Source organism: Streptomyces sp. NPDC002232 (genome assembly GCF_042890295.1).
GTDB lineage: Bacteria > Actinomycetota > Actinomycetes > Streptomycetales > Streptomycetaceae > Streptomyces.
In genome coordinates, this window is the sequence record NZ_JBIARV010000005.1 from 545,652 (window position 1) to 570,798 (window position 25,147).

24 protein-coding genes are annotated in these 25,147 nt (G+C 72.3%); 7 read left to right on the top strand and 17 right to left on the bottom strand.

Annotation, left to right across the window (positions count from 1 at the left end):
- Window positions 1-2: 2 nt before the first annotated feature.
- The 3 genes from ACFYXU_RS25550 to pssA all read left to right on the top strand — a co-directional run bounded on the left by ACFYXU_RS25550 (window position 3) and on the right by pssA (window position 2,893).
- Window positions 3-1,208, top strand: coding sequence for an acyl-CoA dehydrogenase family protein (locus tag ACFYXU_RS25550; protein ID WP_376509375.1), 1,206 nt, complete (start codon window positions 3-5; stop codon window positions 1,206-1,208).
- Between the two features lie 169 nt (window positions 1,209-1,377).
- Window positions 1,378-2,034, top strand: coding sequence for a phosphatidylserine decarboxylase (locus ACFYXU_RS25555; RefSeq protein ID WP_329853932.1), 657 nt, complete (start codon window positions 1,378-1,380; stop codon window positions 2,032-2,034).
- Window positions 2,027-2,893, top strand: a complete 867-nt coding sequence (pssA, locus tag ACFYXU_RS25560) for a CDP-diacylglycerol--serine O-phosphatidyltransferase (RefSeq protein ID WP_361397959.1) — start codon at window positions 2,027-2,029, stop codon at window positions 2,891-2,893. Before ACFYXU_RS25555 ends, pssA begins: the two co-directional genes overlap by 8 nt.
- An 86-nt stretch (window positions 2,894-2,979) precedes the next feature.
- Here the strand turns inward: pssA and ACFYXU_RS25565 are convergent, their stop codons facing one another.
- Window positions 2,980-3,981: a GNAT family N-acetyltransferase gene (locus tag ACFYXU_RS25565; RefSeq protein WP_389406362.1), complete on the bottom strand. Its 1,002-nt coding sequence runs from the start codon at window positions 3,979-3,981 to the stop codon at window positions 2,980-2,982.
- Window positions 3,982-4,492: 511 nt separating this feature from the next.
- Window positions 4,493-5,644 carry a glycerate kinase gene (locus ACFYXU_RS25570; protein WP_389406363.1) on the bottom strand — a complete coding sequence of 384 codons (1,152 nt, stop codon included), beginning with the start codon at window positions 5,642-5,644 and terminating at the stop codon, window positions 4,493-4,495.
- Window positions 5,645-5,756: 112 nt separating this feature from the next.
- On the opposite strand from ACFYXU_RS25570, the gene ACFYXU_RS25575 reads away from it, so the two are divergent.
- On the top strand, window positions 5,757-7,463 hold the full coding sequence (locus ACFYXU_RS25575) for a BCCT family transporter (RefSeq protein WP_389406364.1): 1,707 nt from the start codon (window positions 5,757-5,759) through the stop codon (window positions 7,461-7,463).
- Window positions 7,464-7,480: 17 nt separating this feature from the next.
- Here ACFYXU_RS25575 and ACFYXU_RS25580 read toward each other — a convergent pair whose 3' ends face one another.
- Entirely contained in the window at window positions 7,481-7,684 is a 204-nt protein-coding gene (locus tag ACFYXU_RS25580) for a DUF2191 domain-containing protein (RefSeq protein ID WP_376512919.1), read from the bottom strand.
- Window positions 7,685-7,749: 65 nt separating this feature from the next.
- On the opposite strand from ACFYXU_RS25580, the gene ACFYXU_RS25585 reads away from it, so the two are divergent.
- Window positions 7,750-8,469 (top strand): NAD-dependent deacetylase, encoded by a 720-nt coding sequence (locus ACFYXU_RS25585; RefSeq protein WP_389460117.1) that lies wholly within the window; start codon window positions 7,750-7,752, stop codon window positions 8,467-8,469.
- 77 nt (window positions 8,470-8,546) lie between these two features.
- Here the strand turns inward: ACFYXU_RS25585 and ACFYXU_RS25590 are convergent, their stop codons facing one another.
- The 8 genes from ACFYXU_RS25590 to ACFYXU_RS25625 all read right to left on the bottom strand — a co-directional run bounded on the left by ACFYXU_RS25590 (window position 8,547) and on the right by ACFYXU_RS25625 (window position 15,382).
- On the bottom strand, window positions 8,547-9,047 hold the full coding sequence (locus ACFYXU_RS25590; RefSeq protein WP_389460119.1) for a methylated-DNA--[protein]-cysteine S-methyltransferase: 501 nt from the start codon (window positions 9,045-9,047) through the stop codon (window positions 8,547-8,549).
- Between the two features lie 21 nt (window positions 9,048-9,068).
- Window positions 9,069-10,547: an AlkA N-terminal domain-containing protein gene (locus tag ACFYXU_RS25595; protein WP_389460121.1), complete on the bottom strand. Its 1,479-nt coding sequence runs from the start codon at window positions 10,545-10,547 to the stop codon at window positions 9,069-9,071.
- A gap of 76 nt (window positions 10,548-10,623) precedes the next feature.
- On the bottom strand, window positions 10,624-11,385 hold the full coding sequence (locus ACFYXU_RS25600; protein WP_389460123.1) for a metallophosphoesterase: 762 nt from the start codon (window positions 11,383-11,385) through the stop codon (window positions 10,624-10,626).
- 155 nt (window positions 11,386-11,540) lie between these two features.
- Window positions 11,541-12,161: an L-threonylcarbamoyladenylate synthase gene (locus ACFYXU_RS25605; protein ID WP_376512910.1), complete on the bottom strand. Its 621-nt coding sequence runs from the start codon at window positions 12,159-12,161 to the stop codon at window positions 11,541-11,543.
- A gap of 9 nt (window positions 12,162-12,170) precedes the next feature.
- A complete protein-coding gene (locus ACFYXU_RS25610; protein WP_361397956.1) occupies window positions 12,171-13,574 on the bottom strand; it encodes an NAD(P)/FAD-dependent oxidoreductase in 1,404 nt (467 codons plus the stop codon).
- Window positions 13,575-13,655: 81 nt separating this feature from the next.
- A complete protein-coding gene (locus ACFYXU_RS25615) occupies window positions 13,656-14,492 on the bottom strand; it encodes an inositol monophosphatase family protein (protein ID WP_389460125.1) in 837 nt (278 codons plus the stop codon).
- A gap of 164 nt (window positions 14,493-14,656) precedes the next feature.
- Window positions 14,657-15,013: a hypothetical protein gene (locus tag ACFYXU_RS25620; RefSeq protein WP_389460127.1), complete on the bottom strand. Its 357-nt coding sequence runs from the start codon at window positions 15,011-15,013 to the stop codon at window positions 14,657-14,659.
- A 210-nt stretch (window positions 15,014-15,223) separates the two neighbouring features.
- Window positions 15,224-15,382 (bottom strand): hypothetical protein, encoded by a 159-nt coding sequence (locus ACFYXU_RS25625; RefSeq protein WP_389460129.1) that lies wholly within the window; start codon window positions 15,380-15,382, stop codon window positions 15,224-15,226.
- 203 nt (window positions 15,383-15,585) lie between these two features.
- Here ACFYXU_RS25625 and ACFYXU_RS25630 point away from each other — a divergent pair, with 203 nt between their 5' ends.
- Together ACFYXU_RS25630 and ACFYXU_RS25635 are read left to right on the top strand one after the other, a co-directional pair.
- Window positions 15,586-16,650 carry a lipoate--protein ligase family protein gene (locus ACFYXU_RS25630; protein ID WP_389460131.1) on the top strand — a complete coding sequence of 355 codons (1,065 nt, stop codon included), beginning with the start codon at window positions 15,586-15,588 and terminating at the stop codon, window positions 16,648-16,650.
- 436 nt (window positions 16,651-17,086) lie between these two features.
- Window positions 17,087-17,890, top strand: coding sequence for a serine protease (locus tag ACFYXU_RS25635; protein ID WP_389460133.1), 804 nt, complete (start codon window positions 17,087-17,089; stop codon window positions 17,888-17,890).
- On the opposite strand, the gene ncs1 is transcribed toward ACFYXU_RS25635, so the two are convergent.
- The 6 genes from ncs1 to ACFYXU_RS25665 all read right to left on the bottom strand — a co-directional run bounded on the left by ncs1 (window position 17,853) and on the right by ACFYXU_RS25665 (window position 24,937).
- Window positions 17,853-19,436 carry an NCS1 family nucleobase:cation symporter gene (ncs1, locus tag ACFYXU_RS25640; protein WP_389460135.1) on the bottom strand — a complete coding sequence of 528 codons (1,584 nt, stop codon included), beginning with the start codon at window positions 19,434-19,436 and terminating at the stop codon, window positions 17,853-17,855. The two genes, ACFYXU_RS25635 and ncs1, sit on opposite strands and share 38 nt — an antisense overlap.
- Window positions 19,437-19,632: 196 nt before the next feature.
- Window positions 19,633-20,271, bottom strand: coding sequence for a LysE family translocator (locus ACFYXU_RS25645; RefSeq protein WP_389460138.1), 639 nt, complete (start codon window positions 20,269-20,271; stop codon window positions 19,633-19,635).
- A gap of 120 nt (window positions 20,272-20,391) precedes the next feature.
- On the bottom strand, window positions 20,392-21,393 hold the full coding sequence (locus tag ACFYXU_RS25650) for a TIGR03842 family LLM class F420-dependent oxidoreductase (RefSeq protein ID WP_389406371.1): 1,002 nt from the start codon (window positions 21,391-21,393) through the stop codon (window positions 20,392-20,394).
- A gap of 10 nt (window positions 21,394-21,403) precedes the next feature.
- The gene (gene hydA, locus ACFYXU_RS25655) at window positions 21,404-22,798 is read right to left on the bottom strand and encodes a dihydropyrimidinase (RefSeq protein ID WP_329852166.1); all 1,395 of its coding nucleotides are present in this window, start codon (window positions 22,796-22,798) and stop codon (window positions 21,404-21,406) included.
- Window positions 22,799-22,817: 19 nt separating this feature from the next.
- Window positions 22,818-24,098: an aspartate aminotransferase family protein gene (locus ACFYXU_RS25660; protein ID WP_376512896.1), complete on the bottom strand. Its 1,281-nt coding sequence runs from the start codon at window positions 24,096-24,098 to the stop codon at window positions 22,818-22,820.
- The gene (locus ACFYXU_RS25665) at window positions 24,095-24,937 is read right to left on the bottom strand and encodes a nitrilase-related carbon-nitrogen hydrolase (protein ID WP_376512894.1); all 843 of its coding nucleotides are present in this window, start codon (window positions 24,935-24,937) and stop codon (window positions 24,095-24,097) included. The genes ACFYXU_RS25660 and ACFYXU_RS25665 overlap by 4 nt, the downstream gene beginning before the upstream one ends.
- Window positions 24,938-25,147 lie beyond the last annotated feature (210 nt).

Below are 25,147 nucleotides of genomic sequence, written 5' to 3' on the forward strand. Positions count from 1 at the left end.
TCATGGCGCGACTCGCCCAGACCCACGGTCTGACCGATGTCCAGCAGGAGATCCTCGCCACCGTCCGGGACTTCGTCGACAAGGAGATCATCCCGGTCGCGACGGAGCTGGAGCACCGGGACGAGTACCCGCAGCAGATCGTCGACGGGCTCAAGGAGCTCGGCGTGTTCGGCCTGATGATCCCCGAGGAGTACGGGGGCCTGGGCGAGTCGCTGCTGACCTACGCGCTGTGCGTGGAGGAGATCGCGCGCGGCTGGATGTCGGTCTCCGGCATCATCAACACCCACTTCATCGTGGCGTACATGCTCAAGCAGCACGGCACCCAGGAGCAGAAGGAGTACTTCCTTCCGCGGATGGCGGCCGGCGAGACGCGCGGCGCCTTCTCGATGTCGGAGCCGGCCCTCGGCTCGGACGTGTCCGCCATCACGTCGAAGGCGGTCAGGGACGGCGACGAGTACGTCCTCAACGGCCAGAAGATGTGGCTGACGAACGGCGGCACGTCGACGCTGGTGGCCGTTCTCGTCCGAAGTGACGAAGGACACCCGGAGGGCACGGCCCCCCACAAGTCGATGACGACCTTCCTCGTCGAGAAGGAGCCCGGCTTCGGAGAGGTCCGCCCCGGCCTCACGATCCCCGGGAAGATCGACAAGATGGGTTACAAGGGCGTCGACACGACCGAACTCATCATGGACGGACTGCGCATTCCGGCCAATCGTGTCCTCGGCGGCACCACCGGCCGAGGGTTTTACCAAATGATGGACGGCGTCGAGGTCGGCCGCGTCAACGTGGCGGCCCGTGGCTGCGGCGTCGCACAGCGTGCTTTCGAACTCGGTGTCTCGTATGCCCAGCAACGTCACACTTTCGGCAAGCCGATCGCCCAGCACCAGGCGATTCAGTTCAAGCTGGCCGAGATGGCTACCAAGGTCGAGGCCGCGCATGCCATGATGGTGAATGCAGCACGCAAAAAGGACTCCGGGGAACGAAACGACCTCGAAGCAGGGATGGCGAAGTACCTCGCCTCCGAGTACTGCAAGGAGGTCGTCGAGGATGCCTTCCGCATCCACGGCGGCTACGGGTTCTCCAAGGAGTACGAGATCGAGCGCCTCTACAGGGAGGCCCCGATGCTGCTCATCGGTGAAGGTACCGCCGAGATCCAGAAAATGATCATTGGTCGCCGGCTGCTCGAGGAGTACCGATTCCAGGGTTGATTGTCGCTTTTGAGTCGGTTCGGCCGCGAAGAAGATCACACCCCGTGTTCGTCTTCCGGCCGTCGACTCGGTTCCTGGCTTGCCCAGTTGCGCCCCGCAACCGATAGCATCGACGGAAAGCCGCCGTCCCCCGTTGCCAGTGCGGCATCATCCGCTACGAAGGTCATCCATGCCCCACAGCCAAACCTCTGCACACCGCGACAGCCTCTCCGGCGTACGCCTCGCGCGCGGAGCATCGCCGTGGCTCCTCCCGACCGTCGCCACCGCGGCGCTCAGCCTCGTGCGCGCGCGCAAGTCGAGGCGCGCCGCGGCCATCGCCGTGCCGACCACCGCGCTCGCGGCCGGCATGCTGTGGTTCTTCCGCGACCCCGAGCGTGAGATCGCTCCGGGCCGGGTCATCTCCCCCGCCGACGGTGTGGTGCAGAGCATCATGCCGTGGAAGGACGGACGCACCCGGGTCGCCATCTTCATGAGCCCGCTGAACGTCCACGTCAACCGCGCGCCGCTGGCCGGCACGGTGACGTCCGTGGAGCACATCCCCGGCGGGTTCGTCCCGGCGTTCAACAAGGAGAGCGAGAACAACGAGCGCGTTGTCTGGCACTTCGACACCGAGCTCGGCGACATCGAGATGGTCCAGATCGCCGGCGCCGTCGCCCGGCGGATCGTCCCGTACATCCCGCAGGGCACGAAGGTGGAGCAGGGTGACCGTATCGGTCTGATCCGCTTCGGCTCGCGCGTCGACATCTACCTCCCCGAGGGTGTCGAGGTCGCGGTCGAGGTCGGCCAGGCCACCACCGCGGGGGTGACTCGCATTGACCGTGATTGATCCCGACACACGCGCTGCCGAGTGGGCCGCCGACGACGAGTCGGAGACCGCCGAGGACGCCGAGGAGATGCCGCTGTCGTTGAGGCTGTCCATAGCGGACGCCCTCACGCTCGGTAACGCCACGTGCGGCTTCATGGCGGTGTACTTCACCACCACCGGCATCCTCATCCCGCACCTCACGGGCAGCAGCGAGACCGGCATGGCGCGCAACAGCGCCGCCACCGCCGTGATCCTGATGCTGGCCGCGGCGATCTTCGACCTGTTCGACGGCATCGTGGCGCGCAAGCTCCGCAGCTCGCCGATGGGCGCCGAGCTCGACAACCTGTCGGACCTGATCAGCTTCGGTCTGGCCCCGGCCTACTTCGTACTCGTGTACGGCATGGTCGCGGACGACGCGCAGCAGAAGGTCTCGGCGGTGGCCGCGATCGTGGTCCTGCTGGCCGTGGTGCTGAGGCTCGCGAGATTCTCCTGCGTGACGATGAAGGACGGCATGTTCCAGGGCATGCCGAGCCCGTTCGGCGCGCTGACGGTCGTCTCGATCGTGCTTCTGGAGCTGCCCTTCATCCCGACGCTGCTCGCGATCATCGGAGTGGCGTGGCTGATGGTCAGCCGAGTCGAGTACCCGAAGCCGAGGGGCGTCCTCGCGGTGGCGATGCTCAGCTGGATCGTCGGCGCGATGGCCATGCTGGCGGCCTGGGCGTTCGACGCCCCGGGCGGGGCGTTCCTGCTCCAGACCGGCTGCGCGCTCCAGGTCGTGCTGGGCGCCGTGATCCCCCTCTTCGCGACGGCCCGCCGGGTGAACACCTTCCGCGGCAACCGGCGTGAGAGCCGGGAGGCGCGGACGGCGCAGCTGCCGTAGCGGACGGACGGCGTACGCAGGCACGACGCAAGCACGTGGAAGGGCCCGGGAGGCACATCGCCTCCCGGGCCCTTCCACGTCTCCGCTCAGAGCCGCTTGTAGTAGAGCGTCGTGGCGCGCAGGGTGCCGCCCGGGTCGGCGGCGAAGTCCGGGATGGTGCCGGCCGCGGTCCACCCGGCACCCCGGTAGAGGCGCTCGGCGGGGCTGTCCGTCTGGGTGTCCAGGACGAGCAGACGGAGCCCGGTGGCGGCCGCGTGGGCCTCCGCCGCGGCGAGCAGCCGGCGTCCCAGACCCCGGCCGCGGGCCGAACGGTGCACGAGGAGCCGGGCGATCTCGCCCCGGTGCCGCCCGTTCGCCGCGCCCACGCGGACGAGGGTGACGACCCCGGAGAGGCGCCCGTCCGGCCCGTGCGCCGCCCAGACGTCCCGTACGCCCCCGGCCGCCTCCTCGGCGACCCCGAGCCACCAGGAGGCCGCCTCGGCGGGGTCCAGGGGCCCCGGGAAGCCGACGGAGGCGCCGCCGTCCACGGCGTCCACGAGGAGCGCGGCGAGTCCGGCCGGGGCGTGGGCGCGGACGGCCTCCGGCGCGAGCCGCTCGATGACGTCGAGCCGCCGCTCCAGGCAGAGCAGGTCGGGGCGGTCGTCCCAGGAGGCGACGGTCTCGAAGCCTAGACTCCGGTAGAGCGCGAGCGGCTCCTCCCGGCCGTCCCAGACGGTCAGGCGCACGGCGGGGACGCCGGACGCCTCCGCGCGGCGCAGGGCCTCGGCCATCAGCGCCCTCGCGAGGCCGTTGCGACGGGCCCCGGGCTCCACCCAGAGCCGCTTGATCTCGGGCGCGTGGCCCTCGCGGGGTGCCTTGAGGACGACGCAACCGGCCGGGGCGTCCGCGCCGGGCGGGGTGGCGAGCAGGACGGTGTCGGCGGCGAAGGCTCCCGCCGGGTCCTCGGCCTCGACCCGGTATACGGCCGGGAGCTCGGCGACGGTCGCCACGACCGCGCCCTTCCCGGCCTGGTTGACCAGGTGGTAGGCGGCGAGCAGGGCGGGGAGGCGGGGGTGGGAGCGGTTCTCCTCGATGCGTGCGGCAGTCATGGGGAGAGCTTCACACCACGGTGTTTCGACGAGGTGACGACGCCGCCCCCGCGCCCCGCCCGTTCCGGGCCCGGGCCCCGCCGTTGCGAGCCCGCGCCCGCCCGCTGTGGGCGGCGCCCCCGCAGGTCCCCGCTGCGGGCTTGCGCCCCGCCGCCCCGGTTGTGGGCAGGCGTTCCGCAAGGGGCGGAACGGGTGGGCACAACGGAGCCGCGCCTTGCCGGCGCCAGAGGCTCATGCGCCCCGACCCGCACCGCTAGGTGCAGCACATGGTGGTGCGGGTCCAGGCACAGGACGCGGAGGCGCCGCGAGAGCGCGCCGTCCCGTGTGCCCACCCGTCCCGCCCCAGCGGGACGATTGCCCACACGGGGCGGGGGAGACGGCCCGCACGGCGGCGCGGGCAGCGGGCCCCCACGGGCACGTGGCGAAGGCCCGCACGGGGCCATGGCGGGCCCACAAGGGCGGCCAGGGGCTGGTACTCAAGGCGCGGGCAGACGCGAGCCCGCGCCAAGACCTACGACAAGAAGTCCCGCGCCAGGTTCGCCGCCGCTTCCTCCAGCAGCGGCCCCGCGTTCGCCATGGACTTCGCCGGGTCCGGCTCCAGCGCCGCGAGGGCGTACGCGCGGCGGATGCCCGCCGCGCCGAGGGCCTCCGCCGGCAGGGCGAGGCGGCCGCAGACCGCGACGACCTCCTTGCCGGCGGCCCGCGCCGCCGCCGCCACGCCGGCCGGCGCCTTGCCGTGCAGGGTCTGCTCGTCGAGCGAGCCCTCGCCGGTGATGACGAGCGTGGCCCGCTCCAGGGCCGGGGCGAAGCCGAGGACCTCCAGCATCAGCTCGATGCCGGGGCGGAAGCTCGCGCCGAGGATGAGCGCGCCGTAGCCGATGCCGCCGGCACCGCCCGCGCCGGGCGCGAGGGCGGCCTCGGCGGCCCGGGGGCCGATGGCCTTCTCCAGGACGGTGGCGAAGTGGGCGAGGGCCGCGTCGAGGGTGCGGACGTCGTCCGGGCTGGCGCCCTTCTGCGGCCCGTAGACCGCGGGGGCGCCCTTGGGGCCGGTCAGCGGGTTGTCGACGTCGCTCGCGAGGATGAGGTCGACGGAGGAGAAGCGCGGGTCGAGGCCGCTGAGGTCGGCCGTGGCGAGGTCCGCGAGGGGCGCGCCGCCGGGGCCCACGGGCTCTCCGGACGCGTCGAGGAAGCGGGCGCCGAGCGCGGCGAGCATGCCGGAGCCGCCGTCGGTGGTGGCGCTGCCGCCGACGCCGAAGACGAGCGTGGTCGCGCCGGCGTCGAGGGCGGCGCGGAGCAGCTCACCGGAGCCGTACGTCGTCGCCGTCAGCGGGGCGAACACGCCGGGCGGGAGGAGCTGGAGGCCCGAGGCCTCCGCCATCTCGACGACCGCGGTGGTGCCGCGCAGCGCGTACGCCGCGGTGACCGGCTCGCCGAGCGGGCCCGTGACCCGGACCTCGCGCCGCTCGAAACCGGCCGCGACGGCCGCCGCGACGGTGCCGTCGCCGCCGTCCGCCACGGGGAGGGTCTCCACCGTGAGGTCGGGGACGACCCGTCGCAGTCCTGCTGTGACCCGCTCCGCGACCTGTACGGCCGTGAGCGAGCCCTTGAACTTGTCGGCCGCCACGAGCACGTGAGCGACCTGAGTTGCTGCCCCGTCCGTCACCTTGCATCCCTTGCTTTCGAACGTGCAGTCGCGCCGAGGGGGAGCCTATCCGCACCGCCAGACGGCGTGCCACCCCCTGATAAGGCGATATTCCGCACCATAGTGGGGTCACATGAGTACGGAAAAGATCATTCCGGATGGCCCGGCCGACAGTGGACCCGGCAGCGGGCCCGACGGCCGGCCGGACGGCAAGGTCATCGGGATCGGGATCGCCGCGGTCGTCGCGGTCGTCGGCTGGGCGGCGCTGGGCGAGGACTCCTTCGACAGTGCCTCGTCCACGGCCCTGAAGTGGGTGCTGGCGAACTTCGCCTGGCTGTTCGTGGTCGCCGCGGACACCTTCCTGGTGCTGTGCCTGGTGATCGCGCTGAGCCGCTTCGGGCGGATCAGGCTGGGCGCGGACGACTCGGAGCCGGAGTTCACGAACCTCGCGTGGATCGCGATGATGTTCAGCGCGGGGATGGGCATCGGCCTGATGTTCTACGGGGTCGGGGAGCCGCTGACGCACTTCCTGTTCCCTCCCCCGGCCAGCGGGGTCGCGCCGGGGACGGGCGCCGCGGCGCGGACGGCCCTGGAGTACTCGTTCTTCCACTGGACGCTGACTCCGTGGGCGATCTACGGCATCGCGGGCCTCGCGCTGGCTTACGCGGGCTTCCGCAAGGGCCGGGGGAACCGGCTGAGCTCGGCCTTCGTGCCGCTGATCGGGGCGCGCCGGGCGGCCTCCTGGCCGGGCAGGGCCATCGACCTGCTCGCCGTGTTCGCGACGGTGTTCGGCACGGCGACGAGCCTCGGCCTGGGCGCGCTCCAGGTCGCCGAGGGGCTGAACCTGACGATGGACGTGGAGAACACCACGGCCACGCAGCTGATCATCATCGTGTCGCTGTCGGCAGCCTTCGTCCTGTCGGCCTTCTCCGGCCTCCACAAGGGCGTGAAGTGGCTGTCCACGCTGAACATCGTCCTCGCGGGCTGTCTGATGCTGTTCGTGTTCCTGCTCGGTCCGACCGTCTACATCCTGGACACGATCCCGGCCTCGGTCGGCGGCTATCTGGACCAGCTGCTGCCGATGGCGAGCCGGACGGGCGCGTTCACCGACCGGGAGTGGCTGGGGGCGTGGACGATCTTCTACTGGGCGTGGTGGCTGTCCTGGGCGCCGTTCGTCGGCACGTTCATCGCCCGGATCTCGCGGGGCCGGACCATCCGGGAGTTCCTGGTGGGGGTGCTGCTCGTGCCGTCGGGGGCGACGGTGGTGTGGTTCTGCGTGATGGGCGGGACCGCGATCCGGTTGCAGTCCACGGGCGCGGCGGACCTGGCGGGGGCGCTGAAGAACGGTGCGGAGGCCTCGCTGTTCTCGATGCTGGAGGCGCTGCCGATCGGGACGGTCACCTCGGTGATCGCGATGCTGCTCGTGATGACGTACTTCGTCACGAGCGCGGACTCGGCGTCGCTGGTGATGGGTTCGCTGACGAGCCGGGGCGCGCTCCACCCGCCGACCTGGCTCGTGGTGACGTGGGGCGTGCTGATGGCCGCGGTGGCGGCGGTGCTGCTCGTGGCGGGCGGCCTGTCCTCGCTCCAGACGGCGACGATCCTGGTGGCGCTCCCGTTCGTGGTCGTGATGCTGGTGCTGTGCTTCGCGCTCGTGAAGGAGCTGCGGCAGGACCCGGGTGCGGGCCCGGCCCGGCACCACGCCCTGCACGGGCTGCGGGACGCGGTGCGGACGCTGGTCGGGGAGGCGATGACGGAGCAGGGCGGCGACCGTCACCATCGGCTGCGGCGGGCGGCGCGGTCCCGCTCCGAGGGGGAGCCTCCCGAGGGAGGGCTCTGACCGTCCGGCCCGGCCGGTCAGCCCTGCTGGGGCTCCGGCGGGACGATCTCGCCGGAGCGCGGGGATTCCTCGCGGCTGACGGCCCGCGCCTCGGTGCGGTGGCCGCGGGCGATGTAGTCGCGGACCACGGCCTCGACGGCGTCCTGGGGGTTGCCGATGCCGGCGAGGACCATGACTTCCACGACGAGTTCGGCGTCGAGACCGATGTTCACCTTGGCCATGGCGGGAACCTAGCACCGGGAAACCCGCTCGCGGGAGCGGTTCGCCGATCCCTAGGGTCTCCCCCATGACGATGGTCGCGATCTTCACCGGTGCCGGCATCTCCACGGACTCGGGCATCCCCGACTACCGGGGGCCGAACGGCCTGTGGCGGCGGGACCCGGAGGCCGAGCGGCTCGTCACGTACGGGCCGTACATGGCCGACCCGGAGATCCGGCGGCTCTCGTGGCGGATGCGGCTCGACGGTCCCGTCCTGGACGCCGAGCCGAACGTGGCGCACCGGGCGATCGCCGCGTACGAGCGGACGAGCGGCCACGCGCTGCGGGTGATCACCCAGAACGTGGACGGGCTGCACCAGGCTTCCGGGGTGTCCGCACGGAAGGTCCTCGAACTCCACGGCTCGGCGCGGTCGGTGGTGTGCACGGCCTGTGACGCGTGGTCGTCGATGGCGGAGGCGCTCGACCGGGTGCGGGCGGGCGAGGACGACCCGGCGTGCCGGGGGTGCGGCGGGATCCTGAAGGCCGCGACGGTGATGTTCGGGCAGCGGCTCGATCCGGTGGTGCTCGGCACGGCCCTGTCGATCGCCAAGGCCACCGAGGTGTTCGTCGTGGTCGGCAGCAGCCTCCAGGTGAATCCGGCGGCCTCCCTGGCGGGGGTCGCGGCCGAGTACGGGGCCCGGCTGGTCATCGTGAACGCCGAGCCCACTCCGTACGATCCCGTCGCCGACGAGGTGGTGCGCGAGCCGATCGGCACGGCGCTCCCGGCGCTGCTCGAACGGCTCCGGTAGGCGCCGTCGAGGAGAGCGTCTCCGGGGCCGACCAGGCGCCGTCTAGAAGAGCGACTCCGGGGCCGACCAGGCGCCGTCTAGAAGAGCGACTCCGGGGCCGCCGTGCCCGATTCGAAGGCGAGGAGCCGCTGCTTGCGGTCCAGGCCGCCGCCGTAGCCGGTGAGTGAGCCGCCCGCCCCGATCACCCGGTGGCAGGGGACGATGATGCCGACGGGGTTCTTGCCGTTGGCGAGGCCCACCGCCCGGGAGGCGCCGGGGCTGCCGAGCTCTTCGGCGAGTTCGCCGTACGTCCGGGTCTCGCCGTACGGGATGCGCAGCAGCTGTTCCCAGACGCGCAGCTGGAACGGGGTGCCGACGAGGTTCAACGGCAGGTTGAACTCGGTGAGTTCGCCCGCGAAGTAGGCGTCGAGCTGGTGGATCACCTCGCCGAAGGGGCGCGGGTCGGGCTCGCCGAAGGTCTCCTCGGGCGGGCGGTGGCGCTGTCCGGTCATGTGGAGCCGGCTGAGGACCCCGTCGACGGCGACGAGGGTCAGGGGGTCGTACGGGCTGTCCACGACGGTGTGCTGGATGGCGGGCATGGTGCGGGTCCTTACGGTCCGTCAGGCGGGAAGGAGGTTGATCGGGTGGTCGTCGGTCGCCCAGAGGTACTGGACGGCATAGGCGCGCCAGGGCCGCCAGTGCGCGGCGCGGGCGGTCAGCGCGGCCGGGGTGCCGGGCAGGCCGAGTCCCTCGGCGGCGCGGCGGACGCCGAGGTCGCCGGGGAGGAAGGCGTCGGGGTCGCCGAGGGCCCGCATGGCGATGATCTCGGTGGTCCAGGGGCCGAAGCCGGGGAGGGCGAGCAGCCGGGCGCGGGCCTCCTCGCGGTCGTCGGCGGGGCCGAGCGGCAGTGAGCCGTCGGCGAGGGCGCGGACGAGGGTGAGGAGGGTGGTGCGGCGGCTGCGCGGCAGGGCGAGGGTCTCGGGGTCGAGCGCGGCGAGCGCCTCGGGCCCCGGGAAGAGGTGGGTGAGTCCGCCCTCGGGATCGTCGACGGGGACGCCGTGCGCGGTGACCAGGCGGGCGGCATGGGTGCGGGCGGCGGCGGTGGAGACCTGCTGGCCGAGGACGGCGCGGACGGCGAACTCGGCGGGGTCGACGGTCCCGGGCACCCGGCGGCCGGGCGCCTGGTCGACGATCGGGGCGAGCAGCGGATCGGAGCGGAGCCGTTCGTCGACGGCGACGGGGTCGGCGTCGAGGTCGAGGAGGCGGCGGCAGCGGCTGATCGCCTGGGTGAGGTCGCGGGGATCGGTCAGCGAGAGCCGGCAGGCGATGTGCCCGTCGCGGGGGGCGAGGGCGACGATGCCGTGTCCGTACGGGAGGCTCAGGGTCCGCCGGTAGGCGCCGTCCCGCCACTCCTCCACGCCGGGGACGGCGGTCGCGGCGAGGTGGCCGAAGAGGTTGGAGGGTTCCAGCGGGGTGCGGAACGGCAGCCGGAGGCTGATGACGCCGGGGGTGGCGGCCGGTCCGGCCGGTGAGCGGCGGGCGGCGCGGGCGCGGAGCTCGCCGGGGGTGAGGGCGAAGACCTCGCGGACGGTGTCGTTGAAGGTGCGGATCGAGGAGAACCCGGCGGCGAAGGCGATCTCGCCGAACGGCATGGGGGTGGTCTCGATGAGCAGCCGGGCGGTCTGGGCGCGCTGGGCGCGGGCCAGGGCGAGCGGTCCCGCCCCCAGTTCGGCGAGGAGCTGGCGTTCGATCTGCCGGGTGGACCAGCCGAGCCGCCGGGCCAGGCCGGGGACGCCCTCGCGGTCGACGACACCGTCCTGGATGAGCCGTACGGCGCGGGCCACGGCGTCGGCCCTGACGTTCCACTCGGGCGATCCGGGGCTGGTGTCCGGCCGGCACCGCTTGCAGGCGCGGTAGCCGGCGCGCTGGCAGGAGGCGGCGCTGGGGTGGAACTCCATGTTCTCGGGCTTGGGCGGGACGGCCGGGCAGCTGGGGCGGCAGTAGATCCGGGTGGTGCGGACGGCGGTGAAGAACACGCCGTCGAAGCGGGACTCCTTCGACTGGACGGCCCGTACGCAGCGCTCGGTGTCGGTGTGCATGGTTCCAGGATCCGGGACGGGCGGCGCGCGGGCTGGCGAGAAAACGACATGGACGTCCGCGCCGGGCGCCGCGCGGTCAGACGGTGACCGTCCGGTAGTGGGTGGTCAGCCGGCCGTCGTCGCCGAGGACGTGGAAGGCGAGAGCGGGCGGCTGGTCGAGGTGGACGTGCGGATGGTCGGGGCCCGGGCTCTCCCAGGGCAGCCGGAGCGTGGAGACGACCCCGGGGGCGACGAGCAGCGGACGCCCGGCGAAGGTGGTGGCGGCGGCGGTGTGGGCGTGGCCCGCGAGGAAGGCCGTCAGGTGGGGGTGGCGGTCGGCGAGCGCGGCGAGCCGCTCCTCGCCGAACTGCCGGATCCCGTCCACGTACGGGGTGTGCAGCGGGACCGGCGGGTGGTGGAAGCCGACCAGGACGGGCACCTCGTGCGGGGTGCCGGCGAGGACGCCGTCGAGCCACTCCAGGGTCGCGTCCTCCAGGAGGCCGTGGTGCTCGCCGGGCACCGAGGAGTCGCAGAGGGCGACGACGAAGCCCTCGCCGCGGAGCACCTGGTTGACGGGGGCGTGGCCCGCCGCCGCCTCCTCGGCGAGGAGGCCCGTGCGGAAGGCGGCGCGGTCGTCGTGGTTGCCGGGGCAGACGAGCAGCGGATGGCGGGAGGCCAGCAGCTCCCGCGCCACCGCGTACTCCTCCGGCGTCCCGTGGTCGGCGACGTCCCCGGTGACGAGGACGGCCGCCAGGTCGTACGGCAGCTGCTCCAGGTGGCGCAGGACGGCGCGGGTGCGGTCCTGACTGCGCCGCCCGGCGTCGAGGTGGATGTCGCTGACGTGGGCGATGACGATCATGCGGCCGGGCCTCCGTGGGTGCGCGGGAACGGGCGTCCACGCGACCGTACGGTGATCACGGACCGGCCGGGAAGGGCCGCTTCGGGACCGGTGGACCGGTGAGGGGCCGGGCCGTCTCGGACCCGGGGCCCGGTGGAGGGCCCGCCGCCCGCCGTCTACTCGAAGCGGGTGGTGTCGCCCGCGCCCCGGCGGACGATCTCCGGCTCGCCGCTGGAGAAGTCGACGACGGTGGTCGGTTCGGTACCGCAGTCGCCGGAGTCGAGGACCGCGTCGACCTGGTGGTCGAGCCGCTCCTTGATCTCCCAGCCCTGGGTGAGCGGTTCGGCCTCGTCGGGCAGGAGCAGGGTGCTGGAGAGCAGCGGCTCGCCGAGCTCGGCGAGGAGCGCCTGGGTGACGACGTGGTCGGGGATGCGGACGCCGACGGTCTTCTTCTTGGGGTGGAGGAGCTGGCGCGGCACCTCCTTCGTCGCCGGGAGGATGAAGGTGTACGCGCCGGGCGTGGACGCCTTGACCGCGCGGAAGACGTCGTTGTCGATGTGCACGAGCTGGCCCAGCTGGGCGAAGTTCGAGCACATCAGCGTGAAGTGGTGCCGGTCGTCGAGGTCGCGGATGGAGCGGATGCGGCTGATGCCGTCGCGGCTGCCGAGCCGGGTGCCCAGTGCGTAGCAGGAATCGGTCGGGTACGCGACGAGCGCACCGTTCCGGATGGATTCGGCCACCGCGCCGATGGTGCGGGGCTGGGGGTTGTCGGGGTGCACGTCGAAGTACTTGGCCATGGGTGCAGTCTATTTTCGCAGGCTCCGCCACACGGCCTTCGCCGCATTGTGCCCGGACATGCCGTGCACTCCGGGGCCCGGCGGGGTCGCGGAGGAGCAGAGGAAGACCGCCGGGTGCGGGGTGGCGTAGGGGCGGAGGGAGAGGGTGGGGCGGAGCAGGAGCTGGAGGCCGCGGGCGGCGCCGCAGGCGATGTCGCCGCCGACGTAGTTGGCGTTGCGCTCGGCGAGTTCGGCCGGTCCGGCGGTGGCGCGGGCCAGGACGCGGTCGCGGAAGCCGGGGGCGAAGCGCTCGATCTGGCGCTCGATGGCCTCGGTGAGGTCGCCGCGCCAGCCGTTCGGCACGTGGCCGTACGCCCAGAACACGTGCTTGCCCTCGGGGGCGCGGGACGGGTCGACGAGGCTGGGCTGGGCGGTGATGAGGAAGGGAGCCTCGGGGGCGGTGCCGGAGGAGGCCTCGCGCAGGGCGGTGCCGATCTCTCCGGCGGTGGGGCCGACCTGGACGGTGCCGGCCCGGCGGGCCTCCTCGGCGGTCCAGGGGACGGGCCCGTCGAGCGCGTAGTCGATCTTGAAGGCGCTGGCGCCGTACTTGTAGTGGTCGTAGTGCCCGCCGAAGCCGGCGATCCGGGCGAGGGCGGTGGGCGAGGTGTCGAAGACGTAGGCGCGGGCGGGCGGCAGGTCGTCGAGCCGCTTGACCTCGAAGTCGGTGTGGACGGCGCCGCCGAGGTCCTTCAGGTACCCGGCGAGGGCGTCCGAGATGGACTGCGAGCCGCCCCGGGGCAGCGGCCAGCCGCCCGCGTGCGCGGCGAGCGCGAAGACCAGGCCGACGGCGCCGGTGGCGAAGCCGCCGAGCGGGGCCATGACGTGCGCGACGAGGCCGGCCAGGAGCGCCGGGGCCTTCTCGTCCCGGAACCTGCGCATCAGCCAGGTGGACGGCGGGAGTCCGGCGAGGCCGAAGCGGGCGAGGGTCACCGGGTCGCGGGGCAGCGCGGTGAGCGGCAGCTGCATGAAGTCGCTCGCCAGCGTGTCCCACTTGCCGAGGAAGGGGGCGACGAGCCTGCGGTACGTCCCGGCGTCGCGGGGGCCGAAGGAGGCGGCGGTCTCGGCGACGGAGCGGGCCAGCACGGCCGCGGTGCCGTCGTGCCACGGGTGGGCCATGGGCAGTTCGGGGTGGAGCCACTCCAGGCCGTACCGGTCGAGCGGCATCGTCCTGAAGACCGGCGACCCGGCGCCGAGCGGGTGCACGGCGGAGCACGGGTCGTGGCGGAATCCGGGGAGGGTGAGCTCCTCGGTCCTGGCGCCGCCGCCGATCGTGGACTTGGCCTCGAACACGGCCACGGAGTGGCCGCGCCGGGCCAGTTCGACGGCGGCCGTCAGTCCGTTGGGTCCCGCCCCCACGACGACGGCATCGAGCATCGACGTCTCGTTCGTCACCTTCGGACTCCTTCGTCAGCCGATGGCCAGGGACCCCAGGATAGGCGGGTGCCGGGCGGCCCCTCACGCGCCCCCGAGGAGCGTCCGGATCCGCTCGGCGGTCGCCGCGTCCCGGGCCGTCGTGAACGGCAGCGCGTTCCCCCCGGCGATGCGGAACGGCTCCCCCGCGACCGTCGTGGTCGCTCCGCCCGCCTCGGCGACCAGGAGCAGTCCGGCGGCGTGGTCCCAGGCGTACTCCCAGCTGAAGGCGGTGCCGTCGAGGGCGCCGCGCGCGACGGCGAGGTACTCCAGGCCGGCCGATCCGCAGGGGCGCGGACGGACACCGTCGACGGCGAGGCCGAGCAGGGCCCGCTTCTGGTCCGGGGTGGTGTAGTCGGGGTGCGAGGTGGCGACCTCGATGACGGCCCCGGGCGCCGGGGAACCGGAGCGTATCGCCCGGCCGTTGAGCGTGGCGCCGCGTCCGCGCACGGCGACGGCGAACTCCTCCAGGGCGGGGGCGAAGGTCCAGGAGGCGAGGACCTCGCCGTGCTGTGCGAGCGCGACCAGGGTGCAGAAGGCGGGGTCGCCGTGGACGAACTGGCGGGTGCCGTCGACCGGGTCCACGATCCACACGGGGGCGTCGCCGCGCAGCGCCTCGTACACGGAGGGGTCGGCGTGGACCGCCTCCTCGCCGACGACCACGGAGCCGGGGAGCAGGGCGGTGAGGGACGCGGTGAGGTGCGCCTCGGCGGCCCGGTCCGCGACGGTGACCAGGTCGTGCGGCCCGTTCTTCTCGACGATGTCGTCGGCGGAGAGCTGCCGGAACCGCGGCATGATCTCGGCCGCGGCCGCCTTGCGGACGGCCTCCTCGACCTCGGTCGTACGGCCGGCGAGCACGTGTTCAAGGAAGTCTTCGATCATGCGTCCAGCTAAGCACGGGGCGCTGACAACCGGAATGCCGCACTTGTCACCCCCCGTTTCCCCGGGGAGTACCCTTTGGCCGAGTTCACCCCTTACACGCAGGGAGGGTCCGTGCACGGCGCGTACCAGCTCCCGCGTACGGGAACTCTCGCGGTACGGGTGGGTCAGTACGCCGTCAGATAGACCCGCACGCGATCTCCCGAAGCCGCCGCGATGTGGATCTCGACGGCTTGGACGTGGCGGCGCCTCGAGTCGCCGGCGCAGGGCGGACACGCACTCGTCGTCCGCACGTTCGTGAGCTCTTGCGGTGGAGTGAGATCGAGGTGCTCGAATCCCTGTCCGCTCAACGACGAGGACGACGGACCTTCCGCGGCCAGGGGGTAGTCGGGGTGCAGGTCCTCGGTGATCTCTTGCGCGGTCCGCTCGGTCGTGACGAAGGACAACAGGTAGACGTTCTCCTGCGGCTGGACCCGCACGGCCCCCTTCACCTCCGTCGCCCCCCGGGGGATCTGAACCTTCATGAAAGCCGCTGCCTCCGGGGCGCCCGCTCCCTGCTCCCAACGGGGGGAGGAATCCGTACGCGCGCCGTGGTCCGCGGGCGCGGACGTGCAGCCGCCCAGTGTCAGCCCCGCGGCGAGAGTGACCGCCGGGATCAGCGGGAGGACGCGCGCGGTACGGCAGGGCTTCATCGGTTCTTCTCCTCACCCCGGGACACGTCGCCCCGGGTGCCCTCAGGCCGTCGGCGCTTTCTTGGCCGCGGGACTGGTGGCCAGGTCCGGCTTGCCGGCACCCCCGCCTCCCGCACTCGGCGCGAGCTGGTTCAGCCGCGTCGACGTGGACTGCCCGGCCGCCGCGCCCGCCTTGATGTGCTCCCATTCGTCCCAGGCCATACCCATCCCCCTTCACCAACCTCTCGAGCAACTTACGGAACGGGAACGGCGTACAGGAACTGATATCGGGTCAGAGGCCGTTGGAGTGGCTGAATCGTGCCGCGACCGGCACACGCTCACGAAACGGTGTGGGTCGGACGGTGTCCGTCCGTATCCTGGGAGCCCGAGGGCCAGGAGGCCGCGCGCGGGAAGGGAACGAGACGGTGCACGGTGAGTACAAGGCGCCCGGCGGCAAGCTCGTCGTCGTCGATCTGGACGTCGAGGACGGCGTACTGAGCGACGTACGAGTGGCCGGGGACTTCTTCCTGGAGCCCGACGAGGCGATCCTGGCGATCAACAGCGCCCTGGAAGGCGCCCCTTCCTCCGCAAGCAGCACGGAGCTGGCGGCCCGGATCACCGCGGCCCTGCCCGAGTCGACCGTGATGTTCGGGTTGACCTCGGAGGGAATCGGCATCGCTGTCCGTCGGGCCCTCGCCCACGCGACCGAGTGGAGCGACTACGACTGGCAGCTGGTGCACGCGGGGCCTCAGGCCCCGGCCCTGCACATGGCGCTGGACGAGGTGCTCACCGCCGAGGTCGCGGCCGGGCGCCGGGCGCCCACCTTGCGGGTCTGGGAATGGGCCTCGCCCGCCGTGGTGATCGGCAGCTTCCAGTCGCTGCGGAACGAGGTGGACCCCGATGGGGCCGCGAGGCACGGGATGACCGTGGTGCGTCGTATCTCCGGTGGCGGCGCCATGTTCGTGGAACCCATGAGCACGATCACCTACTCCCTCTCCGTACCGGAGTCCCTGGTGTCGGGCCTCTCCTTCGCCGACAGCTACGCCTACCTCGACGACTGGGTCCTGGGCGCGCTCGGTGACATGGGGATCAAGGCCTGGTACCAACCGCTCAACGACATCGCCACCGAGGCCGGGAAGATCGCGGGCGCCGCGCAGAAGCGGGTGGTCGGCCCGGACGGCGGGCCGGGGGCCGTCCTTCACCACGTGACCATGTCGTACGACATCGACGCCGACAAGATGCTGGAAGTCCTGCGCATCGGGCGGGAGAAGATGTCCGACAAGGGCACCAAGAGCGCCAAGAAGCGCGTCGACCCGCTGCGGCGACAGACCGGCCTCGCGCGGGAGCAGGTGATCGAGAACATGATCGCCTCCTTCCGGGACCGCTATGGGCTGACCACGGGAGAGGTCACCGGGGAGGAGCTGGTCCGGGCGGAGGAACTGGTGCGGACGAAGTTCGCGACGGAGGAGTGGACCGCGAGGGTGCCGTAGGGCGGGCCGGGTCGGTTGGCTTGCCGCGCGCGCCGCCCCGCGTGTCCCCGTGCCCCCCGTGTGCCCCGCCCGTGTGGGCAATCGCCCCGCAGGGCGGGACGGGTGGGCACACGGGACGGCGCGCTCAGCGGCGCCTCCGCGATCTGGGCCTGACCCGCACCACCCGGGTGCCGTCACTGGTGGTGCGGGTCGGGGCACTACAGCCTCTGGCGCCGGCAAGGGCGCCGTTCCGTTGTGCCCACCCGTTCCGCCCCGGCGGAACGCATGCCCCCAACGGAGCGGCAAGCAGAACGGAGCCGCAAGCACAACGGGACGGCCGGTGACCCCGAAGGCCTCGGGTCGTTGGGGATCTGGTGGGGCGTGGTGGTGGTGCGGAAACGTCTCCGCGCCGGTGGGCCGGGCCCGGGCAGGAGGTCAGGTGCGGCAGGTACGGCAGGTGCGGAAGCTCTTGGTGGGGTTCCTGGGCGCCGTCATGGCGCTCGGTGCGGCCGGCGGCGCCCCCGCCGCGCACGCGGTCGTCGGCGGGCGGGAGGCGCGGCCCCATCAGTACCCCTTCATGGTCGGGTTGGTGGATCTGGAGGAGCGGCGGGTGATGTGCGGCGGGGTGCTGGTCGGCGAGCGGTACGTGCTCACCGCGGCGCACTGCCTCACCGGCTCGTACAGCAGCACCGCGCGCGTGGGGATCCTCCTCGGCGACCACGACCTGACGCGCGCCGACGACAGCCCGCACGCCGTGCTCGCCGCCCCCGCCGCCTTCCTCCCGCACCCCGGCTACGACCCGGACACGCAGCGGGACGACATCGCGCTGGTCCGGCTGGACGCGCCGGTGGCGTTCAACCGCGACGTGCGGCCGGTCGCTCTGCCCGCGCGGTTCGCGCACGGCTCCTTCGACCACGTCCAGGTCGAGGCACCCGGCTGGGGCACCACCTCCTTCGGGGGCCGCACCTCCGACGTCCTGCGGACCACGGTCCTGTCGACGATGGGCAATCCGGCGTGCGAGGCCCGGGGCATGGCACCGGTCACGGCCGCCCAGCTCTGCACGTACGCGCCGGGGCGGGACACCTGTCAGTACGACTCCGGCGGCCCCCTGGTCCACACGGTCGCGGGGACGCCGTACGTGGTCGGTCTGGTCTCGTACGGGAAGGGGTGCGCGACCGACACCCCCGCCGTGAACACCCGGGTCTGGTCCTATCTCAGCTGGATCACGAGGACGGCCGGGAAGCTCCCGCGCGCCGCATGAGGGCGGTGTACAGGAGGAGCGCGGCGGCCAGGCCGACGGCCCAGCCGTAGTCGGCGAGCGGCTTGAGGAAGGGGATCAGCCCGTCCTCAGGGAAGGGGCCGGTGCCCGGCGCCGAGTGCGAGCCGCCCACGGCGAGGACGCCGCCGACGGCGAAGGCGAGGACGGCGGCCGGGTTCCAGCCGCCCCGGTACCAGTAGGGCCCGTCGGCCCGGTAGAGGCCTTCCAGGTCGAGGGCGGTCCGGCGGACGAGCCAGTAGTCGGCGATGAGGATGCCCGCGACGGTGCCGAGGAGGCCGCCGACGAGACCGAGCCAGGTGAAGATGTACAGCTCGGGGGTGGCGGTGAGCTTCCACGGCATGATGACCACGCCGACGACGCCGGTGATCAGCGCTCCCCTGCGGAAGGTGATCAGTCTCGGCGCGAGGTTGGCCAGGTCGTACGCCGGTGAGACGACGTTCGCAGCGATGTTCACCGAGAGGGTGGCGACGAGCACCGTCACCAGGGCGAACAGCAGGCCGAAGACGTTGTCGGTCTTCGCGGCGAGCGCCACCGGGTCCCAGACGGGCGCCCCGTACACGGCCTGCGAGCCCGAGGTGACGAGCACCGAGAGCAGCGCGAACAGGGTCATGGTGGTGGGCAGGCCGAGGGTCTGCCCCCACACCTGGGCGCGCTGGCCCGCGCCGAAGCGCGTGAAGTCCGGGATGTTGAGGCTCAGGGTCGCCCAGAAGGCGATCATGCCCATGAGGGCGGGGAAGAAGACGGGCCAGAAGTCGGCCCCCCAGCCCAGCTTCGACGGCTGGTCGAGGAGCGGGCCGAGGCCGCCCGCCTCGACCGTGATCCAGACCAGCAGGGCGAGCGCGCCGAGGATGACGAAGGGCGCCGCCCAGTTCTCGAAGCGGCGCAGCGCCTCCATCCCCCGGTAGATGATGGCGAGTTCGAGCGCCCAGAAGAGGACGAAGCAGAGCCACAGGGTCCACGGCTGGCCGCCGACCCGTGACGCCTCGGTCCAGCCGCCGCCGAAGACCTTGTCGAGCAGGACGAAGACGCCCTGGCCGCCGATCCAGGTCTGGATGCCGAACCAGGCGCAGGCGACGCCGGCCCGGACGAGGGCGGGCAGGTTCGCCCCGCGGAGCCCGAAGGAGGCACGGGCGAGGACGGGGAAGGGGATGCCGTACTTCGGCCCGGCGTGCCCGGTGAGCAGCATCGGGACGAGGACGACGACGTTGGCCAGGGCGATGGTCAGGACGGCCTGCTTCCAGTCCATGCCGAGGGCGACGAGACCGGAGGCGAGCATCCAGGAGGGGATGTTGTGGGCCATGCCGACCCAGAGGGCGGCGAAGTTGTACGTGGTCCAGCGGCGGGCGGCCACGGGGACGGGCAGCAGGTCGTCGTTGACGAAGCGGGGGTCGGCGGGGGCCGTGCCGGGCGCGAGCTCGGCACGGCCGTCACCGGCGGAGGAGCCGGGCCTGCCGGAGGGGCCGGGTCTGCCGGAGGGGCCGGGTCTGCCGGAGGGGCCGGGTCTGCCGGAGGACGCGGTTGAGGTCATGGACGGAACCCTTCGTTCGGGGGACGGAACGAGGCCGTGCGGGGCGTGGGGTTCTTGACCGTGCGGAGTCTCGTCCTCCGGGGCAGGGGCGTCAAGGGAGGCGGGAGGGCCGGATGGCCCGTGTGTCGGGCGCTCGCACGACGGCGGCCCGCACCCCGTCCGGGACCTGGGCGCCCTGCGGGACTCAAGACACCCGCTAGTCCTTGCGCCCCGTCGCCGCGACCGTCAGGCCGAGGCCAATCATTGTCAGCCCGCCGACGCCGCCGACCACGGACAGGCGCCGGGGGGATCCCGCGAACCAGTTCCGTGTGGTGGAGGCGATCAGGCCCCAGGTGCTGTCCGAGGCGATCGCGATGAGGTTGAACACCAGGCCGAGCAGCAGCATCTGAAGGGCGACGTGCCCCTGTTCGCGGTCGACGAACTGGGGCAGCACGGCGGCGAAGAACACGATCGTCTTCGGGTTGGCCACGCCGACCGCGAACCCCTCCCACAGGGTGCGCAGACCGCCGTGCCGCGGCCCGTCGCCGTCGAAGGCGGCCCGCAGCGAGCCGCGCTGCCGCACCGCCTTGACCCCGAGGTACACCAGGTAGGCGGCGCCGACGAGCTTCAGCACCGTGAAGACGAGGACCGAGCGCTCCACGACGGTCCCGACCCCGAGGGCCACCGCGACGACGAGCACATAGGCCCCGAGGGTGTTGCCCGCGACCGTGGTCAGGGCGGCCCGGCGGCCCTGGGCCAGGGCCCGTCCGATCACGAAGAGCACACTGGGCCCGGGGACGACGATCAGCAGGAAGGACATGGCCGCGAAGGCCAGCAGGCGGTCGGTGGACATCATGGGCCCATCCAACACGTCCGGCCGACGCGATCCCAGACCCGCGGACCACCCCGCCCGGCGTCCTCCGGAAGGTCCGGAGGACGGCGGGAGGGCCCGCGGCGGGGCGGTCGCGGTCTCGCACTACGAGGTCAGCGCCGGGATGATCTCGGCGCCGTACGCGTCGATGGTGCCCTCGCGGTCGTCGTGCATGTCGTAGACGGCGAACTGGTCGACGCCCAGGGACTTCAGGTGGCGGAGCTTCTCGATGTGGGCCTCGGCGGGCCCGAGGAGGCAGAAGCGGTCGACGATCTCGTCGGGGACGAACGCGGTGTCCGGGTTCCCGGTCCTGCCGTGGTGGCTGTAGTCGTAGCCCTGCCGGTCCTTGATGTACGCGGTGAGCTCCTCCGGCACCATCGACGAGTGCTCGCCGTACTTCTCCACCAGGTCGGCGACGTGGTTGCCGACCATGCCGCCGAACCAGCGGCACTGGTCCCGGGCGTGCGCCAGGTCGTCCCCCACGTACGCGGGGGCGGCGACGCAGATGGTGAGGGCGTCGGGGTCGCGGCCGGCGTCCTGGGCGGCCTTCCGCACCGCCTTGATCATCCACTCGGTGAGGAAGGGGTCGGCGAGCTGGAGGATGAAGCCGTCGGCCTTCTGCCCGGCGAGGGCGAGGGCCTTCGGGCCGTACGCCGCCATCCACACGGGCAGCTTGCCGTCCGTGATCCAGGGGATGCGGACGGCGTTGCCGTCGACCTGCGCCTCCCGGCCCTCCGCCAGGTCGCGGATCACCTCGATGGCCTCGCCCAGCCGGGCCAGGGTGTTGGGCCTGCGCCCGGCGACGCGCATGGCCGAGTCGCCCCGGCCGATGCCGCAGACGGTCCGGTTGCCGTACATGTCGTTGAGGGTGGCGAAGGTGGAGGCCGTCACCTCCCACGTACGGGTGCCGGGGTTGGTCACCATCGGCCCCACGTGCATCCGGCTGGTGTGGGCGAGGATCTGGCTGTAGATGACGAAGGGCTCCTGCCACAGCACGGCGGAGTCGAAGGTCCAGCCGTAGCGGAAGCCGTTGCGTTCCGCCCGGCGCATCAGGCTCACGACCTGCGAGGCGGGCGGGTCGGTCTGCAGGACGAGTCCGAAGTCCAACGTCGTTCTCCTAGTTCAGGTACTGACAGAGTCCGCGCGGCACGAACACTCCGTGGCCCGCGTGCCCCACGTACTTCCGCCGGTCCACGATCACCTCGCCGCGCGAGAGGACGGTCTCGACCTGGCCCGTGACCGTCTTCCCCTCGTACGCCGAGTAGTCGACGTTCATGTGGTGGGTCTCGGCCGACAGCGTCTGCGTCGCGTGCGGGTCGTAGATGACGATGTCCGCGTCGGTGCCCGGCGCGATGGTCCCCTTCTGGGGATACAGGCCGAACATCCGGGCCGGGCTCGCGCAGGCGATCTCGATCCAGCGGCGGCGCGAGATGTGCCCGTCCACCACGGCCTGGTGGAGCAGGTCCATGCGGTTCTCGACGCCCGGCAGGCCGTTGGGGATCTTCGAGAAGTCGCCCCGGCCCAGCTCCTTCTGGCCGGTGAAGCAGAACGGGCAGTGGTCGGTGGAGACCACCTGGAGGTCGTTCGTCCGCAGCCCCCGCCAGAGCGCCGCCTGGTGCTCCTTCGGCCGGAGCGGGGTCGAGCAGACGTACTTGGCGCCCTCGAAGTCCGGCTCGGCCAGGTTGTCCGTGGACAGGAAGAGGTACTGCGGGCAGGTCTCGCCGAAGACCGGAAGTCCCAGGTCGCGCGCGGCTGCCAGCTCCGCCACGGCCTCCTGCGCCGACACGTGCACGACGTACAGCGGAGCGCCCGCGACCCGCGCGAGCTGGATCGCCCGGTGGGTGGCCTCGGCCTCCAGGAGGGCCTTGCGGACCTCCCCGTGGTAGCGGGGGTCCGTCTCGCCCCGGGCCAGGGCCTGCTCCACCAGGACGTCGATCGCGATGCCGTTCTCCGCGTGCATCATGATCAGGCCGCCCGTGTCGCCGGCCTGCTGCATCGCCCGCAGGATCTGTCCGTCGTCCGAGTAGAAGACCCCCGGGTACGCCATGAAGAGCTTGAACGAGGGGACGCCCTGCTGGACGAGCTTCGGCATCTCCTTGAGCGTCGACTCGTTCACGTCCGACATGATCATGTGGAAGGCGTAGTCGATCGCGCACCTGCCCTCGGCCTTCTCGTGCCAGGCGTCCAGGCCCGCCCGGAGCGAGTCGCCCCGCGACTGCACCGCGAAGTCGACGATCGTCGTCGTCCCGCCCCACGCCGCCGCCCGCGTCCCGGTCTCGAAGGTGTCCGAGGCGAAGGTGCCGCCGAAGGGCAGCTCCATGTGCGTGTGCGCGTCGACGCCGCCCGGGATCACGTACTTCTGCGAGGCGTCGATCACCTGGTCCGCGGTCCACTGCTGGCTTCCCGGCGCCGCGAGGGCGACCACCCGGCCGTGCTCGATCAGCACGTCCGCGTGCGTTTCGTCGGAGGCGGTGACGACGAGACCGCCTCGGATGAGGGTACGGGTACTCACGGTGCTTCTCCCCTGCCGGCTAGATGGATCGGAGCGCCTGTTCGAGGATGGCGGCGCCCTCCTCGGCCTCGGCGACGGTGAGCGAGAGCGGCGGGGCGATGCGCAGGGTGCTGGTGTCGTGGCCGCCGCCCTTGCCGAGGAGCAGGCCGTGCTCGCGGGCGGCCTCCAGGACGGCGCCGGCCGCCGCCGGGTTCGCCCGGTCGGTGCCCGGTTCGGTGAGCTCGATGCCGATCATCAGGCCGCGCCCGCGGACCTCCCGTACGGCCTCGATCCCGGCGGCCGCCGCGCGGACGCGTTCGATGAGGAGACCGCCGACCCGTCGGGCGTTGCCCTGGAGGTCGTGCTCCAGGAGGTACGAGAGGTTGGCGAGCCCGGCGGCCATGGTGACCGGAGAGCCGCCGAAGGTCGAGATCGAGCTGGCGTCGATGCAGTTCATGACCTCGGCACGGGCCACGACGCCGCCGATCGACATGCCGTTGCCGATGCCCTTGGCGAAGGTGAGGATGTCGGGCGGTCCGGCCTGGCCGTGCGCCTGCCAGCCCCAGAAGTGGTCGCCGGTGCGTCCCCAGCCGGTCTGCACCTCGTCGGAGATCCAGAGGATGCCGTGCCGGTCGAGGACGCGGCGGAAGGCGGCGTAGAGCCCGTCGGGCGGGGACGTGAAGCCGCCGACGCCCTGGATCGGTTCGGCGATGAGGGCGGCGACGTCCCGGGTGTGGCCGAGGAGGTCCTCGAGGTCGGCGACGCAGGCCTCGATGAACTGCTCGTCGGTGTACTGGGCGTACGGACCACGGGTGCGGACGCCGCCGTGCACGTACAGGGTCTGGAGCGGGGAGAGGCCGGTCGGCGACCAGGTCCGGTTGCCGGTGATGCCGACGGTGGAGAAGGAGCGGCCGTGGTAGCTGTTGCGCATCGCCAGGATCTGGTTCGAGCGGCGGTACGCGGTGGCGAGGAGGAGCGCCGTGTCGTTGGCCTCGGTGCCGGAGGTCGTGAAGAAGACCCGTGCGTCGGGGATGCCGGAGAGCCCGGCGACCCGCTCGGCCAGCTCCACCATGGGGCGGTTGAGGTAGAGCGTCGAGGAGTGGATGATCCGCCCGGCCTGCTCGGCGACGGCCTTGGTGACCTCGGGCAGGGCGTGGGCGGTCATGGTCGTGAGGATGCCGCCGAAGAAGTCCAGGTACTTGCGCCCCTCGGCGTCCCAGACGTGCCGGCCGTCGCCGTGGGTGATCTCCAGGGGGTCGCGGTAGTAGAGGGCGACCCAATCGGGGACGACGGCCTTGTGGCGGGCGTAGAGGCTGCTCACGGCCGCACCAGCCCCTCGTACGCGTCGGGGCGGCGGTCCCGGTAGAAGGCCCACTGCTGGCGGACCTCGTCGATGAGGCCGAAGTCGAGGTCCCGCACGACGAGTTCCTCGGCCTTGTCGGAGGCGACCTCGCCCACGAACTGTCCGCGCGGGTCGACGAAGTAGCTGGTGCCGTAGAAGTCGTTGTCGCCGTACTCCTCCTGGCCGACGCGGTTGATGGCGGCGACGAAGTACTCGTTGGCGACGGCGGCGGCGGGCTGCTCCAGCTGCCACAGGTAGGACGAGAGCCCGCGCGAGGTGGCGGAGGGGTTGTAGACCAACTGCGCGCCGTTGAGCCCGAGTTGGCGCCAGCCCTCGGGGAAGTGGCGGTCGTAGCAGATGTAGACGCCGACCTTGCCGACGGCCGTGTCGAAGACCGGCCAGCCGGCGTTCCCCGGACGGAAGTAGTACTTCTCCCAGAAGCCCCTGACCTGGGGGATGTGGTGCTTGCGGTACTTCCCGAGGTAGGAGCCGTCGGCGTCGATGACGGCCGCGGTGTTGTAGTAGAAGCCGGAGTCCTCGACCTCGAACACGGGGACGACGATCACCATGCCGGTCTCGCGGGCGAGGTCCCGCATCCGCCGGACGGTGGGGCCGTCGGGGACGGGCTCCGCCCAGCGGTAGTGCTCGGGCTCCTGGACCTGGCAGAAGTAGGGGGCGTTGAACACCTCCTGGAAGCCGATCACCTTGGCGCCCTGCCGGGCGGCCTCCCGGGCGTGCTCCTCGTGTTTGGCGAGCATGGATTCGGTGTCGCCGGTCCAGGTCGCCTGGACGAGCGCGGCGCGTACGACGTCGGTCATGAGCTGCTCCTTCGGCACGGCGTCAGAGAGCCTCTACGCCCGTAGACGCGGTGCGTAGGAGGAGAACGTAAGCCCCGTCACACCGCGGAGCAAGACCGCCGCCGTGAAGCGGCCGGGTCGATCATGTTTCATACCCGAGTGGTCCACGTCGGACACGTACCGACACGTGTGGACCCGTACGGGCCCGTACGGAAACGGGCACCCGGCGGG

Excerpts from the sequence above, each read along its gene's own strand:
- ACFYXU_RS25665 (WP_376512894.1), bottom strand. The coding sequence starts at position 24,937 with ATGACCGACGTCGTACGCGCCGCGCTCGTCCAGGCGACCTGGACCGGC.
- ACFYXU_RS25645 (WP_389460138.1), bottom strand. The coding sequence starts at position 20,271 with ATGATGTCCACCGACCGCCTGCTGGCCTTCGCGGCCATGTCCTTCCTG.
- ACFYXU_RS25550 (WP_376509375.1), top strand. The coding sequence starts at position 3 with ATGGCGCGACTCGCCCAGACCCACGGTCTGACCGATGTCCAGCAGGAG.
- ncs1 (WP_389460135.1), bottom strand. The coding sequence starts at position 19,436 with ATGACCTCAACCGCGTCCTCCGGCAGACCCGGCCCCTCCGGCAGACCC.
- ACFYXU_RS25575 (WP_389406364.1), top strand. The coding sequence starts at position 5,757 with ATGAGTACGGAAAAGATCATTCCGGATGGCCCGGCCGACAGTGGACCC.
- ACFYXU_RS25605 (WP_376512910.1), bottom strand. The coding sequence starts at position 12,161 with ATGGCCAAGTACTTCGACGTGCACCCCGACAACCCCCAGCCCCGCACC.
- ACFYXU_RS25590 (WP_389460119.1), bottom strand. The coding sequence starts at position 9,047 with ATGCCCGCCATCCAGCACACCGTCGTGGACAGCCCGTACGACCCCCTG.
- ACFYXU_RS25595 (WP_389460121.1), bottom strand. The coding sequence starts at position 10,547 with ATGCACACCGACACCGAGCGCTGCGTACGGGCCGTCCAGTCGAAGGAG.
- ACFYXU_RS25625 (WP_389460129.1), bottom strand. The coding sequence starts at position 15,382 with ATGGCCTGGGACGAATGGGAGCACATCAAGGCGGGCGCGGCGGCCGGG.
- ACFYXU_RS25610 (WP_361397956.1), bottom strand. The coding sequence starts at position 13,574 with ATGCTCGATGCCGTCGTCGTGGGGGCGGGACCCAACGGACTGACGGCC.
- ACFYXU_RS25580 (WP_376512919.1), bottom strand. The coding sequence starts at position 7,684 with ATGGCCAAGGTGAACATCGGTCTCGACGCCGAACTCGTCGTGGAAGTC.
- ACFYXU_RS25555 (WP_329853932.1), top strand. The coding sequence starts at position 1,378 with ATGCCCCACAGCCAAACCTCTGCACACCGCGACAGCCTCTCCGGCGTA.
- ACFYXU_RS25565 (WP_389406362.1), bottom strand. The coding sequence starts at position 3,981 with ATGACTGCCGCACGCATCGAGGAGAACCGCTCCCACCCCCGCCTCCCC.
- ACFYXU_RS25615 (WP_389460125.1), bottom strand. The coding sequence starts at position 14,492 with ATGATCGAAGACTTCCTTGAACACGTGCTCGCCGGCCGTACGACCGAG.
- ACFYXU_RS25600 (WP_389460123.1), bottom strand. The coding sequence starts at position 11,385 with ATGATCGTCATCGCCCACGTCAGCGACATCCACCTCGACGCCGGGCGG.
- ACFYXU_RS25620 (WP_389460127.1), bottom strand. The coding sequence starts at position 15,013 with ATGAAGGTTCAGATCCCCCGGGGGGCGACGGAGGTGAAGGGGGCCGTG.
- ACFYXU_RS25585 (WP_389460117.1), top strand. The coding sequence starts at position 7,750 with ATGACGATGGTCGCGATCTTCACCGGTGCCGGCATCTCCACGGACTCG.